At 46.5% G+C, this 13,960-nt stretch carries 10 protein-coding genes and 1 pseudogene; 5 read left to right on the plus strand and 6 right to left on the minus strand.

All coding sequences use genetic code 11. From position 1 onward, the window contains the following. The first annotated feature begins 53 nt into the window (after positions 1-53). The 3 genes from ACF0H7_RS06285 (at position 54) to ACF0H7_RS06295 (ending at position 4,160) form a co-directional block, all read left to right on the plus strand. The gene (locus ACF0H7_RS06285) at positions 54-2,051 is read left to right on the plus strand and encodes a polysaccharide biosynthesis protein (protein WP_397453844.1); all 1,998 of its coding nucleotides are present in this window, start codon (positions 54-56) and stop codon (positions 2,049-2,051) included. Positions 2,052-2,220: 169 nt separating this feature from the next. Beyond that, the gene (locus tag ACF0H7_RS06290) at positions 2,221-3,867 is read left to right on the plus strand and encodes a hypothetical protein (protein ID WP_397451925.1); all 1,647 of its coding nucleotides are present in this window, start codon (positions 2,221-2,223) and stop codon (positions 3,865-3,867) included. Between the two features lie 137 nt (positions 3,868-4,004). After that, positions 4,005-4,160 carry a hypothetical protein gene (locus tag ACF0H7_RS06295; RefSeq protein ID WP_397451926.1) on the plus strand — a complete coding sequence of 52 codons (156 nt, stop codon included), beginning with the start codon at positions 4,005-4,007 and terminating at the stop codon, positions 4,158-4,160. A 34-nt stretch (positions 4,161-4,194) separates the two neighbouring features. On the opposite strand, the gene ACF0H7_RS06300 is transcribed toward ACF0H7_RS06295, so the two are convergent. Both ACF0H7_RS06300 and ACF0H7_RS06305 read right to left on the minus strand, forming a co-directional pair. Further along, on the minus strand, positions 4,195-5,610 hold the full coding sequence (locus ACF0H7_RS06300) for a hypothetical protein (RefSeq protein WP_397451927.1): 1,416 nt from the start codon (positions 5,608-5,610) through the stop codon (positions 4,195-4,197). An 11-nt stretch (positions 5,611-5,621) separates the two neighbouring features. After that, the gene (locus ACF0H7_RS06305; protein WP_397451928.1) at positions 5,622-7,235 is read right to left on the minus strand and encodes an MBOAT family O-acyltransferase; all 1,614 of its coding nucleotides are present in this window, start codon (positions 7,233-7,235) and stop codon (positions 5,622-5,624) included. Between the two features lie 313 nt (positions 7,236-7,548). Here ACF0H7_RS06305 and ACF0H7_RS06310 point away from each other — a divergent pair. Further along, a pseudogene (locus ACF0H7_RS06310) lies at positions 7,549-8,153 on the plus strand (transposase); the annotation flags it as partial. A 19-nt stretch (positions 8,154-8,172) separates the two neighbouring features. On the opposite strand, the gene tnpC reads toward ACF0H7_RS06310, so the two are convergent. Then, positions 8,173-9,702 carry an IS66 family transposase gene (gene tnpC / locus ACF0H7_RS06315; protein WP_397451929.1) on the minus strand — a complete coding sequence of 510 codons (1,530 nt, stop codon included), beginning with the start codon at positions 9,700-9,702 and terminating at the stop codon, positions 8,173-8,175. 18 nt (positions 9,703-9,720) lie between these two features. Continuing rightward, positions 9,721-9,990: an IS66 family insertion sequence element accessory protein TnpB gene (gene tnpB, locus ACF0H7_RS06320; RefSeq protein ID WP_397451930.1), complete on the minus strand. Its 270-nt coding sequence runs from the start codon at positions 9,988-9,990 to the stop codon at positions 9,721-9,723. A gap of 479 nt (positions 9,991-10,469) precedes the next feature. On the opposite strand from tnpB, the gene ACF0H7_RS06325 reads away from it, so the two are divergent. Further along, entirely contained in the window at positions 10,470-11,687 is a 1,218-nt protein-coding gene (locus ACF0H7_RS06325; protein ID WP_397451931.1) for a hypothetical protein, read from the plus strand. A 478-nt stretch (positions 11,688-12,165) separates the two neighbouring features. Here the strand turns inward: ACF0H7_RS06325 and ACF0H7_RS06330 are convergent, their stop codons facing one another. Both ACF0H7_RS06330 and ACF0H7_RS06335 read right to left on the minus strand, forming a co-directional pair. Beyond that, positions 12,166-12,987 (minus strand): phytanoyl-CoA dioxygenase family protein, encoded by an 822-nt coding sequence (locus ACF0H7_RS06330; RefSeq protein ID WP_397451932.1) that lies wholly within the window; start codon positions 12,985-12,987, stop codon positions 12,166-12,168. Then, the gene (locus ACF0H7_RS06335) at positions 12,974-13,909 is read right to left on the minus strand and encodes a glycosyltransferase family 2 protein (RefSeq protein ID WP_397451933.1); all 936 of its coding nucleotides are present in this window, start codon (positions 13,907-13,909) and stop codon (positions 12,974-12,976) included. The genes ACF0H7_RS06330 and ACF0H7_RS06335 overlap by 14 nt, the downstream gene beginning before the upstream one ends. Positions 13,910-13,960 lie beyond the last annotated feature (51 nt).

Here is a 13,960-nt window from a genome sequence, read left to right on the forward strand (position 1 = left end):
CTGCTCCCGGATTTGTATGTAGATGTGGGAAAGCTCGGATGGGTTCGCAAAGGATGATTAACGGGATGCGTAATTGGTTGCTACAATTGCCTCGTCGCAAGAAGCGAATGATCCAGGTAGCCACGGATGTGGTTTTGGTCTGGTTCGCGCTTTGGTCCGCATTCGTCGTGCGTTTAGGGATTGACGATTTGATCAACCCTTTACATGAGCACACGTGGCTATTTCTGAGTGCGCCAATAGTTGCAATTCCGTTATTTATTCGTTTTGGTATGTACCGCGCGGTGATGCGGTATTTCGGTAACGATGCTCTTATTGCGATTATAAAAGCGGTTACTCTTTCGGCGCTTATTCTAGGCTTTGTTGTTTATTGGTACAGTAACCACCAAGGTGTTGTGCCACGCTCTATTATATTCAATTACTGGTGGTTGAGTATGGTCATGATTGGCGGATTGCGTTTGGCAATGCGTCAGTACTTCTTGGGTGACTGGTTCAGCGCCGCACAGCACGTCCCTTTCGCCAGCAGAGACAATGGGTTACCTAAGGTAGCTATTTACGGGGCGGGTGCGGCAGGAAATCAACTTGTCGCAGCTTTGCGAATGGGGCGGCTGATGCGTCCAGTCGCATTTATAGACGACGACGAAAGCATTTCAAATCGAGTCATTTCTGGGTTGCAGGTTTACAAACCAAAACATATTCAGCGCTTGATTGAAGTTACAGGCGCGCAAGAGATACTTCTTGCGGTTCCGTCTTGTACTAGGGGGCGTCGCCGCGAAATTCTTGGGTACCTTGAGGGCTTTCCTCTGCATGTCAGAAGCGTTCCAGGTTTCATGGATCTCGCGAGTGGTCGGGTCAAGGTCGACGACATTCAAGAAGTTGACATCGCCGACTTGTTGGGGCGGGACGCTGTTCCTGCACAGGAAAACTTACTAGAACATTGCATTAGAGGTCAGTCGGTACTTGTGACGGGGGCGGGTGGCTCCATTGGTTCAGAGCTTTGCCGCCAGATTCTGTCCTTGGGACCGACGATTCTTTTACTGTTTGAACACAGCGAATTTAATTTATACAGCATTCTTTCCGAACTTGAACAGCGGATTGCTCGTGAGGCGCTTCCGGTTAAGCTCTTACCGATACTGGGATCAGTTCGCAGTCAATCCAAATTGTTCGATGTGATGAAAACTTGGCATGTCGTAACTGTTTACCATGCCGCAGCCTACAAACATGTACCGATGGTCGAGCATAATATTGCTGAAGGCGTGTTGAATAATGTAATCGGTACCCTCAACACCGCTCAAGCCGCTCTGCAAGCTGGCGTCCAGAATTTTGTCCTGATCTCCACGGATAAAGCCGTACGACCGACTAATGTGATGGGTAGTACTAAGCGTCTGGCCGAATTGGTTTTGCAGGCGTTAAGTCGTGAACTGGCACCCGTCATGTTTGGCGATAAGTCAAACGTCTCACAAGTAAACAAAACCCGATTCACGATGGTTCGCTTTGGCAATGTTTTGGGATCATCAGGGTCAGTTATCCCTCTATTTCACAAGCAGATAAAATCGGGGGGACCTATAACGGTTACCCACCCGAAGATTACCAGGTATTTTATGACAATTCCCGAGGCCGCCCAGTTAGTGATTCAGGCTGGGTCTATGGGCCAAGGAGGGGACGTTTTCGTTCTCGACATGGGCGAGCCGGTGAAAATTGTTGAGTTGGCGGAAAAAATGGTTCATCTGTCTGGTTTGAGCATTCGCTCTGAGAAGAACCCGCATGGCGACATATCGATTGAGTTCAGTGGGCTTCGCCCAGGTGAGAAGCTCTACGAAGAACTTCTGATCGGAGACAATGTGGTTGCGACAGGTCACCCCATGATTATGAGTGCGAACGAAGATTATCTCTCGTGGGAGGTACTTAAAGTTCGGGTGGCTGAACTGCTTGCTGCTGTAGAGGTGGATGATTACAACAAAGTCCGTCAGCTGCTTCGTGAAACCGTTAGCGGGTATTCGCCAGATGGAGAAATCGTTGACTGGATTTATCAGCAACGCTGTCTGGAGCCTTAGTCGTCTAGTGGTCATGAAGAGTAGCTGTCACGAGCGCTAAGGTACTGATAATGAAAATGGCGGGCCGGCACAGCGGTGAACCTACCTCGAAGCGAGCTTTTGGGGCAATTGGCAGCGTACAGGTATAAGGTTATTTTATTAGTTCGCACTGGGGTTTTGTTAGTTAAGTATGAAAGACTTTATAATAACTAAAGTGTCTGTTGCTGTTTTGTTTTTGTTTCTTTGCGCACTGTTGAGCGGAATTTTTCTTCCGATTTATTCGGATGAGGTTATGGCAAAATGGAGCTTAGGTAGATTTTTTCTGGAGGATCAGGAACTTATATCATTTTTTCCACAGTGCACAAGTACTACAGGGCGAGCGATTTCTGCGGTGTTTTATCCTGCGGGGATAGTGCTGTCCCTTATTTACTCTCATTTGGAACCTCTTGGGATTCGAGTCAGTGGCATCGTCTGCACCATCGTCTGGTTTTCTTTAATTGGCTGGTGGTGCTATCAACAAACACGAAGTGTTAAAACCGCAACTCATCGATTGGCAGGACTGGTCGCGCTTTCTTCTCTGGGCATAACTCCTTATCTGTGGGTGATGTCTAGGTCAGAACAGGTTCTGACCATTACGCTATTATTGCTCTGTTTGTTTGCGCTTTTCTTAAAACAGACTAAATCAGCGACTAAAAGAAACTTAGGCGGAATAGCGCTAACTGTCACGCTGTCCTGTTTTTTTTACTCTCATCCGAAGAGCCTTTTCTTCTTTCCGTTTGTTTTACTCGCAACCTGGTTGGCAACGGGAGCCTACAATAAATTAGTACGTTTTAGTTTTGTGCTTTTTGTAATCGTCCTGTGCTATCAGGTTTATCACGATTCCAGTGCTTTAGCCGTTTGTGGGGACGCTCCATTCGTACAGAAGATGTTGACATCTAACACTTTATTGCCAAATATGCTGTTTTCTAATCCTTGGGATTTCTTCTCTGCGGCCCTTAATAATCTAATAATGTTTCCTGAAAGGTTCTTGTTGCATTTGACATACAATGCGAATTTTCAATCTGGATGGCTTCCTCCTATTGATGTTAGCGATTCTGTGTGGTTAGTTAGCTTGAATGCGGGTATTGCCTATTTAATCGGTTTTTTTGTACTCGGTAGTCATCTTGTCTGCCTGCTAATTTATTTAGCTCAATTAGTTTTGCGGAAAACCACAGCTACATCGATTCTAGCGCCACTTTTGGTTATTTCTAATCTATTCAATGTTTTGTTCTACAATCTTCAAAATTTTTATGCTGGGACTCAGTTTATCCCAGTATCTGTGGTATTAGTAGCTTTGATGTTGCAGTCAATGCGCCAGATTAGGCCTTTAGCAGGTGTTTCTGCATCAGCCTATTTTATTTTGATGGCCTGTTCAACAGTATCTTTGATTGCGCTTTTTTCGTTAGTAACCCCCTCGATCATTAAGCATGCGTCCTCTGATCTTGCAACCATAGACGGTCAGCCGCTCTCTATTCCTGTACTAGGCGCAACTTCGCACATTGAGTCTATTAAGACATTGGGTGCTAAGTGCGGGATCTCAGATGCTTCTACTGCAAACCTTGTGGTGGACCATATGACATACTTTGCTTATCTATCGGATAGAAGTCCCATCCACGTTTTGTATGTGTCTGAACTAGGTTACGGGGGTGATTTAACAGGTGGAAAGTTGCTCCCTTTTCTCAAGAAACTAAATAGCCCTGGCATTATTTCTCGTTGTGAGTGGATACCTAATGAATTCAGGGCGGCACAAAAAAGTAACGATATGGGTTATTGCTGTGTGAATATAAATGAGATGTGATTAGACGTTAATGGTTTGCGCTGCATAAGCCCGATCATCTGTGATGTGAATTTGTGTATCTCGTAGAATTTCAGGTGTCTACTTCCGCGGCTGCGAAGTTTAGTAGTCTTCAACTGAAAAGGTGGTGGTGGATACACATGCCCAGCCCCACCAGCACCACCAGAGGTGATGAAGGCACCGTCGAACTCTCTGCAGCAACTGGACGATCTGTTCTCGATATCTACGCGGGGACCATTGCCGACCAAACAGCCTTGAGGGCAGCCCAAGATTACAACAAAAATATCTGTAAATAATGACCCAGCTAGAGGCGCATGGGCTACTGAACATTCATTGGGTTGTGATATTCGGCGGGGTAAAAAAAATCGTCTTGTAAAGCAAACTTATACCAGTATCGCTAGAAGACATATCGCTGGAGTTTATGGTTATTACATGCTTTCCTTTCTCCATAGGAAAACTCAAATCCACGCTCTCGAAATTCAAAGACTTTGTTATTTTTTTGGAAAAAACCTGAACATCGTCTATTAGAACAGTGACCGGTTGATCTTCTAGGTTTGCCAGAAACTCAATTTTTAACTTGGCAATACCGCTTTTAGCTGTAATTACCTCCAATTTGGTTTGTGGAGCTCCCCACGCCACCACCGGCAGTTTATGGTCGGGGTAAGGTCCTTCGAGAGTACGAAGCCCTGAGACGGGCATCCAGCCGTTGAAGTTATGAAGCGCCTGATCTACTGGCGTTTCGTCGACGATAATTGGTGTACGCACTGACTGCAATTTCAAGTAGGGCTTGAGCCAACCAATCAAGGCATTCGTATAGGTCGACTTACCCATCTGGTTAGTATGGTAATTGGTATCAAAAAAAAGATTGGAGTCGAGCATTACTTCATAGGGATTTCCAATGAAAGCTATACCGGCACGCGAATACAAAACCTTCAAATTCGCCAGCGCACTATGATAATTAGGTTGATCGTAAATTTCAAACTTCATAGTTGCTGGTGGGACCGCCAACACGGAAATATTATTCTTCTTACACCATCCAGCAAAATCTTTGAGGAGCGCCCAGTTATTTTTTGCAGCGGTATTTGATAGGATTCTATATTCTGGCGGAGCCGTCGAGCGTTGATCGCGCATTTCCTTACTCAAAAAAATCATGTTATTAGAGTGCGAGTCACCGTAAGGTGAATAAAAAAACTCGCTATACACATTAAAGGCATATGACGGTTCAGATGGAAAAAATGATTCCCTGATTGGAGTGAGCAATCGCTTCAGTGATACGTAACTCATCATATCTACCTTGTCGGACAAAGGAAGATTTTTGAAATATTCGGGATCTCTAGATATCAGGTAGTCTATATAAGCATCGCTAAGCCGCTCATCCGAAGCGAAATACAAGTACTCTAAAGCCAATACAACCGTATCACCCGAATGCAGCTCTTTTTTTGTATGATCGATCATGTACTCTAAGGGAAGGATTGCATGCGTTCCCAAGTTGACTGAACGAATATTGGTTTCTTTTGAGATCCGCTCAGCATCAATGTTGAAGTTTCCGCTGGAGCCTGCCACAAAAACCATTTTTTCGCCATCAGCCTTGTGTGCAGCTAATATTTTATTTATTACAAGTGCATTAGTCCAGTAGCTGTGCTTTGTCGGGAGACCCAACTGAAACACAAACAACCCACACCACAATGCGATCAGAGTTACAAAACTGCAAAGAACACTCAAAAGGTATACAACAGGCTTGCTCATATTAAGGGCCATTAAAAATTAAAGTACATAAATTGGGACGGTAAGGCCGAGAATAGCTGAGACAGCGCCACGAAAAATATCAACGCGACCATCAGCCCAGCACGCCAGGACATCCCAAAGCACCAGCGCCCCTCGCCTACATCAGGACCGCACCCAAAGGCGGGCTTGTAGTGCCTGAATATCTGCTGGGTATTAGGAATAAACCAAATAATGATCAGAAGAACAACCAACAGGAAAAGAGTCCCCGTAACACCCCAGTTTACCTTCTGTACGTCCATCAAAAAAACCAAGGTTCTTTGCGGCCATGAGAGTCCAGTAAGAGTCTCTGCCTGAGCAAACACCGTATTAGCCTGCGTAATTCCTAGTACCGCCCCTTGGGTCACCTTTGAAACATCAAAACCAGAGCCCCCGACCAGCGCAGCTAGAATAAGTTTGGCAGAGTACCAATCGTATGCTCTGAAAAACACCCAGGCAAAGAGGGTGGCAATAAAAGTGACCAGTACACTGATCGCTCGTACAGGAGCCCTGAAAATAGGCAACACACAGTGCAATCCCATTGTACGTCGCAAGGCATGCCAGCCGTGATTAATAACGAGATAGAAACCATGCAAAGCCCCCCAGATAATAAAATTCAGGCTCGCTCCATGCCAGGCCCCACCCAGCAACATGGTTAACCAAAGATTGACGTAGCGCCGCACTTTCCCTTTCCGATTACCACCTAGGGATATATAAAGATAGTCCCTGAGGAAATTGGATAGCGTAATGTGCCAACGTCGCCAAAACTCGATTATATTGGTAGCTTTATAAGGCGAGTTAAAATTAACGGGAAGTCTGATCCCGAAAAGCAACGACAAGCCAATTGCCATGTCTGAGTAGCCCGAAAAATCGAAGTAAAGTTGAAGCGCGTAGGAAAGAGTTCCAATCCATGCGCTTAGAAAATCCGGGGCCACAGCGATCGCTACTCCTGGATGTCCGTAGACGGCTGCCACGTCGCCGGCCAGATTGTCAGCAAAAACTATTTTTTTGAAGAGCCCAACACCGAAAATAGTCAGCCCAACAGCAATGTCATTAAAATTTACAAGAGTGTTTTCTCGTTTTAAAAACTGCGGTAAAAATTGCTTATGATGAACAATAGGACCCGCTATTAGATGGGTGAAAAAGGTGACAAACAGGCAGTAATGAAGGAAGTTATACTCCCGGGCCTCATCACGATATGAGTCCACCAAAAACGCAATTTGCGTGAACGTGAAAAATGATATTGCCAACGGCAAAACAATATGTTGAAGATTGAAATCCTCACTAAGTGCAACGTTCAACGTATTTATAAAAAAATCAAAATACTTGTAATAACCAAGCAACAATAAATTACTGCATATGCCAAAAGCCAATCCGGACTTTCGCCATTTTGTCGGATGACTTATTACTTGCCCCAGCGCAAAATTAAAAATCATTGAGGCTGCGATCAACCAAACATAGACAGGATTCCACCACCCATAGAATACAAATGAGCACAATACTAACCAAGCAAGCGCCGGCTCAGTCCGCCTGCGATTAATTAGGAGGTAATAGCCTAATAAGGTAATTGGCAAAAAAGCAAAGATAAAAAGCGGAGAATTGAAAAGCATAAATCGTTGATCTGGTGGCAAAGGGCCTGAACTTTACCTTAAAAAAACTCAAATAGGTAGACAAGAAATGGCCTCCGAAGGAGTGTGCTGATACACGGAGAATGAGCGCATCTAGTAAGCGGCTTCGAACTGGCATGCCGACTTTCGCACTCAGCGAATGCAGCATAATAGACTACCCACTCATCGAAACCGTCTACAGCGACGATCACGCGGCCCTACGGGCAAAGCTGTTTGAAGAATGTCCTTGTGGTCACCGTTTCAACCCGAGCGTTTATCTGATCTGGTCTATTCCCCTTCGCTCAGAAAACGCTAGCCGATGCCTGCTGATCTGCCCCGCGTCCAAGTCATCCGTGTACTCCCCGAACACGAACTGACCTGCGCCTACGGTTGCCGCAAACTCACCAATGGTGAAGAAGTCCGCGAACAGCTTGAAATTGGGCCGATGCAGATCCGTGTGATCAAGCGTGTACGAAAGGCCTATGCGTGTCGCGATTGCGAAAACGTGCCGGTCACTGCCGACGAACCCGTTCGACTGATCGAAAAGAGCTCGCTAGCCCTAGTGTTTTGGCGATGCTGCTGACTACCAAATGCGTCGACGGCTTACCCCTTCATCGTTTCGACAAAGTATTAGGCTGTCACGGTATCAATATCCAGCGTCAAACGCTGGCGCGCTGGGTCATCCAGTGCGGTGAGCACTTCAGCCGTTCTTTAACTTGGTGCGTGACCGGTTGTTGGAAGTCTGGTGATTCACTGTGACGAAACCCGCGTGCAAGTGCTGAAAGGACTGGATCGAGAGGCCTGCAACCAATCCTGGATGTGGGGGCGAACGGGCGGTCGCCCGACAAACCAGATATCCTTTTTGACTATTCCTCCATCCGCGCGCAGGAAATACGTAAGCGCTCCATAAACCCCACCCGATCAAAATGGGGCGGTGCACTTAGCTCGGCGATGCCGGCGAGCAGTTCCACGGCAACAAGGCTTCATAATCTTCAACCGAAGTTGCCTGAGGCAAGCGTTCAAGTGCGTGGCGCAGCCACGCATAGGGCTCCTGGCCGTTGGCTTTGGCGGTCTCGACCAAACTGTAAAGTTGAGCGCTGGCCTTGGCGCCTTTTGGGGTGTCGCTAAATAGCCAGTTTTTGCGACCAATAACGAAGAGCCGGATAGCCCGCTCAGCGGCGTTATTGTCGATGGGCAAGTAACCTGCCTCGGTATAGCGCACCAGCTTGTTCCAGTTGCTGGCCAAGTACCCGACCGCCTTCCCCAAGGCGTTCTGCGTGGTGACCTGTGGTTGGGTCTTTTCCAGCCAAGTACGCAGTTGAGTCAGAAGCGGCAGGCTTTCTTGCTGACGGCCTTCGTGCCGTTGAGCATCGCTGAGTTCTTTCAGATCGCCCTCAATACCGTAGAGCTTGTTGATCAGGTTCAGCGCGATATCGGCGCGCCCGATCTTGCCCTTCGGTTGCACTTTTTGTGCTTCGACAAACTTACGCCGCGCATGCGCCCAGCGGCCCATGCGCTCAACGCCGGGTTGTGCCGCCAAGGCGTTGTAGCCCGCGTAATCGTCGGTCATTACATAGCCGCGATAACCATCCAACAGGCGTGCGGGTACTTCCTGCGCGCGGCTGGTGGAATAGTCAAAAAGGATCACAGGTTTGTCGGGCGGACCGCCCGTTTGCACCCACATCCAGGATTGGCTGCTGGCCTCTCGATCCGGCTCTTTCAACACTTGCACGCGGGTTTCGTCGCAGTGGATCACTCGACTTTCCAGCAACCGGTCACGCATCAAGTTAAGCAGCTGCAAGTGCTCACCGCACTGGATCACCCAGCGCGCCAGCGTTTGGCGCGGGATATCGATGCCGTGACGGCCCAGCACTTTCTCGAAGCGATGAAGGGGTAAACCGTCGACGTACTTGGTGGTCAGCAGCATCGCCAGGACACTGGGGATAGCCATGCTTTTTTCGATCAGTTGCGCCGGCTTGTCGGCAGTGACCGGCGCGCCTTCGCAATCGCGACACGCATAGACCTTGCGTACATGTTTGATCACGCGGATCTGCATTGGCACGATTTCAAGCTGCTCGCTGACTTCTTCGCCAATGCTGTGCTTGCGGCAGCCGCAAGCACAGGTCAACTCATGCTCGGGCAGTTCGTGGATGACTTCGATGCGCGGAAGATCAGCAGGCAATGGCTTGCGTTTGCCACGGCGCTTAGTCGGCGCAACAACTTCTTCTTCCGCTGATTCGTCGACGGGCTCGGCAACACTTTCAGCTTCGTTGAACAGGGCAAGTTGCGGCGGTGCCGGATCAGCGGTTTGCTCGGACTTACGACCGAACAGGCGCTGAATCAAGAGCGCATTTTGCTCTTCTAACCGAACAATTTTTCCTTTATCCAACTGACGCTCGTCTAGCATCTGCGCAAGCATTTGCTTGAGCAGAACTGGATCGTCAGGAAGATTTTCGGGCATGGAATTCATACCCAGGATTATACCGAATCAGGCAACAAATCGCGGTGTCAGAACCTGATGAGGACGGTTTCGCCAAAGGTCAAAGCCATCGAGCATCCAGTTTAGCTCTTGCACCGTGAGCACAATCGCTTGGTCGGTGACTTCAGGCGAGGTTTTAAACCGTTCGGACTCAAGGCGCTTGAGCCAAAGGCAAAAGCCGTTGCGCTCCCAGTAAAGGATTTTCACTCGGTTACGCGGCTTATTTAGGAACACGAAAAGCACGGGGTCGAACACCGCGACTTTGATGTCCAACTCCACTAGGGCAGCCAGGCCGTCGATTGATTTTCGAAAGTCGACAGGCTTGGGTTAAAAATAGATATTTTCGACTTTAGCGTCGTGTCGCATCATGAGGTGTTGGCTCCAGAAGGGAATCGGGAACAAGGCATCGGGGTTTAGGCAGCGGTTTTGAATGTAGGGTTTATGGAGCACTTACGCTCGTCCGATAGTCATGCGGCTTTAGCAGCGTCAGCAGCGAATGAATAAGGCCATCATGGACGTCCTAGATGTAGCTGATACCGCTTGGTTGAGGTATTCTGCGCCTTGGCCTAGGGCTCGACGCTAGGTGGCAATGGGGGAGAGCCCACTTTCAGAAAAGCTCTGATTCCTGGACTTCCACTGATACCTTCAAGTTTTAACTTCACCACGACACGCCGGGACTATGTGTTCAGAACAACGTAATCTGCGTACCGCCAATACGAAAAATTATAAAACCATATCGTTTTTTAACTGGTAACAAAATGAATAAAAACTCATTTTATAAAGCTGTCGCACCGGGTCAAAAAAAAGCTTTTTCGCCTTGGACAAAATTTAAAGCAACAGTAGTTTGCAACTCGCACATTTTTTTATCCGCTGCAATTGCGACAATTTTGTTTTCAGTTCCGTTTTACGGCTATCTCGTAAATAACACTCGAACTACCGATATGTGGGTTCACCTTGAATACGCGCAGCAAATAGGCGCACTGTCAGATATTAAATCACCACATTTTCTTTACCAACTATTACTTAAATTACTGCATTTTATTTTTGGCATTTCCTATGAAAACGCTACTGTTCTAGCGCTAGCATTATGTTATGGCGGGATGGCAGCAATTTTGTGTTACTCATTCCACAAAACTTCAGTCAATAAATCAAAATTCTGGATTCTAGTTTTGATTCCGTCAACTGTACTTATCGCGTCTCATATATTTATCCAAAGTGCATTTCAGCATAATTTTTATTATGGATACGTTGCGCCAATTGTTTATCACAATCCCACACAAAACCTGTCAAAATTAATATCCCTACTAATAATGACAATCTATTACTCAGTCATTATTTCTAACAGTGCCACGCGCAAAGGATTACTAAAATTGGCGTTGCCAATCCTAATAATACTGTCTGCCTTGGCAAAGCCGTCATTCCTGATAGTCTTCTTACCCTGCGCTGCGGCAGTTGAGCTTTATCGGTTTATTTTTTCATCACGGCGCCAAGCAGTCTATAATTTCATTTTAATCGCAATGCCTGCGGTGACTGCGCTAATTTTTCAGTACCTAATGACATTCTCATCACCACAAGCTGGTAATGGGTTGGCGTTTGCTCCGTTTTTAGTTTACGGAGGCGCCTCGGATGTCATATCGAAATTGCCTGGTGCACTATTATTCCCTCTTGTTACACTATGCATCGCTGTGGCCACTCGCCGTTTGACTCCCCGATTAATATTCTCCTGGTTTATGTTGGTCGTCGGCCTTGGAATTAGCTTTTGCGTCGTTGAAAGTGGGCCGAGAATGATGCAAGGCAATTTTGCATGGACAGGACAAACAGTGATTTTTCTTCTCTACGCTGAAAGTGCATTTTTCCTATTTTCTCAGCCTTTCAACCGAGCTTGGGCAGGCTGGACAGCGCTTATCCCTCATGTCGCATGTGGAGTTGTGTGGTTCATCGCCCCGACATTATTTTCTGCGGATCTTTTCCTCTAGAATTACAGGGTGGTGGGCTTCAATTTCCCCGCAAGTTGCAGTGCGGAGTTGACTTTGTTGGTGAATGCGGCAGCATCGGTTGGGCTCGGTGTTGGTCCTGGTAAATGAGTGTCGGCAGACAGTTGTGTGTTCATCTGTTGCAGCAGGTCGAGCGTGTCACACACCACCAGGAACAACTTTTTGATCGGGTGGGGTTTATGGAGCGCTTACGATTGATTTTCGAAAGCCGACAGGCTTGGGGTAAAAATAGATATTTTCGACTTTAGCGTCGGGTCGCATCATGAGGTGCTGGCTCCAGAAGGAAATCGGGAGCACAGCATCGAAGATCAGCTAAGCGTTTTGAATGTGGGGTTCATGGAGCGCTTACTTTTCTTTTGCGGCAACTGCTTGAGCAAGCGGGACCGTAAGGAAGATCCTCGTGCTGAAACTATACGCAGGGTACGCCGGCGCCTACATTAGGTTTGCTTTATTCGCTTGGTTACTTTGATTTTCGGGATAAAAGAAAATCTTCTACCGTTTTAGGTTCGCTATACGAAAAACCAAAAATATCTTTTTGTAGACTCGACAGAGTATTAGGGTCAATGTTCCCAGGGATCTGTATTTGCTGCTTCAAAAATGGAATGTTGTAAATATGATTGATTGCTCTCCTCTTCTCTAGGGTGCGATTATACCCACCGGCGTGATAAAGCATACAGTCCAGAACTATAAAGGAACCTGCCTTTGCCTCTACCTGAATGGCGTTATTTTTTATGTATTTTTCCGATGGGAAGGAGCCTGTTTTATGAGATGCTGGAATCACAAATGTCGCACCATTCTCTTTCGAAAAGTCATCCAGGCAGAACAGCGCGTTTATCGCTATCGGGTCGCTTGAAACGAAATGTTGGTAGGGTAAATCACGATGCCACGCACCCTGGTTGTATTGCTCTCGCGGCGGGTTGATGATTGCATTTTGTTGGTTAAGTATAAATTTTCCCTTTATAAGCTGTCCTATCACTGCGAGTACATTTGGATTGGTGGATATTTCAATAAACCTTTTGCTTTCACTCAGAAGGGGAAGGCGAATAGTATTTTGCTCATCTCTATCCTCTAGAAACTCTTTGCCATATTTTTCAATATAACAAGTGTGGGCGCGATCGAATTCGTTCTTAAAAATGATAAGGTCTTCTGCAGTCAACCCGGATTGGACTACTGCGTAACCTATCGAGCGTATTTGCTCAATAGCTTCATCTGTATCAGTTGTAGATACGATTTGATCAAGAACTCCGTAGTTTTTATCGGGTACTATATTATTTGTTTTCATTGTTCGACCTGTGTATTTCTTTGATGATGGTGTAGGGCCGCTGCTTTATCTCTATAAATATCTTTGATATGTATATACCTTGTATACCCAGGAACGAAATAATTAGTCCTGAAAATAACCATATAGATGCAATAATGGATGTATAGCCACTTGGTATGGTTGAAATTAAAGCGTACTTGATGCCCAAAATTATTATGAATGCCATAGCGGTTAAGGAAATAATGAGGCCGCTGTAAAATGTAAATACTAGTGGGAAGCTACTAAATGAAGTTACTGCGTTAACAAGGTGACTGATTTTTTTTCGAAGCGAGTAAGTAGTGGGGCTTGAGTCATGTTTGGTGATGTCAATTGCAGTTTGCTTGAAGCCGGTTATCACCCATAGACCACCAATGTTTAACTCGCGTTCCTTATGCATGATCAGTGCATTTACATAGCGCCGAGACATGAGGCGTGCGGTTACTATGTTGTCTGGTTGATTGATGCCGGTAATTGTCCGGAAAAGTTTATAAAAAATAGATCCGGTAAATTGCTCAATAACACCTCCTTTCCGTTTCGACTGCACGCCGTACACTACGTCCGAGTTGCTTTCCTTTGCAGCGGCGTCAAATTTAATGAGCCACTCTGGCTCCTCTTCAAGGTCGCTATCGATTAAGAGCACATGGTCGCCTGTAGAATACGACAATCCGGTCATCATTGCTTTGTGATGTCCGAAGTTTCTCGAAAGATCAAGAACTACAACGTTTGCTTTTGACTGAGCCAGTTTCAAAACTACATCTAAACTATCGTCTGGAGAGCCGTCATTTACGAAAATTATTTCATAGTCCGTCCCTGCGTATTCTTCTGCGGTGGCTTTTGCCCTCTCTAGAAACTCAGGTACGTATTGAGCCGATTGATAAAGGGTTGTTACTATGGATAGTTTCATATCTGAGCTGCTTCCCGCATTCCTAACTGATGGCTAGGCATATAATATGTG

The sequence above is a fragment of the Pseudomonas sp. NA-150 genome (assembly GCF_044336365.1).
GTDB lineage: Bacteria > Pseudomonadota > Gammaproteobacteria > Pseudomonadales > Pseudomonadaceae > Aquipseudomonas.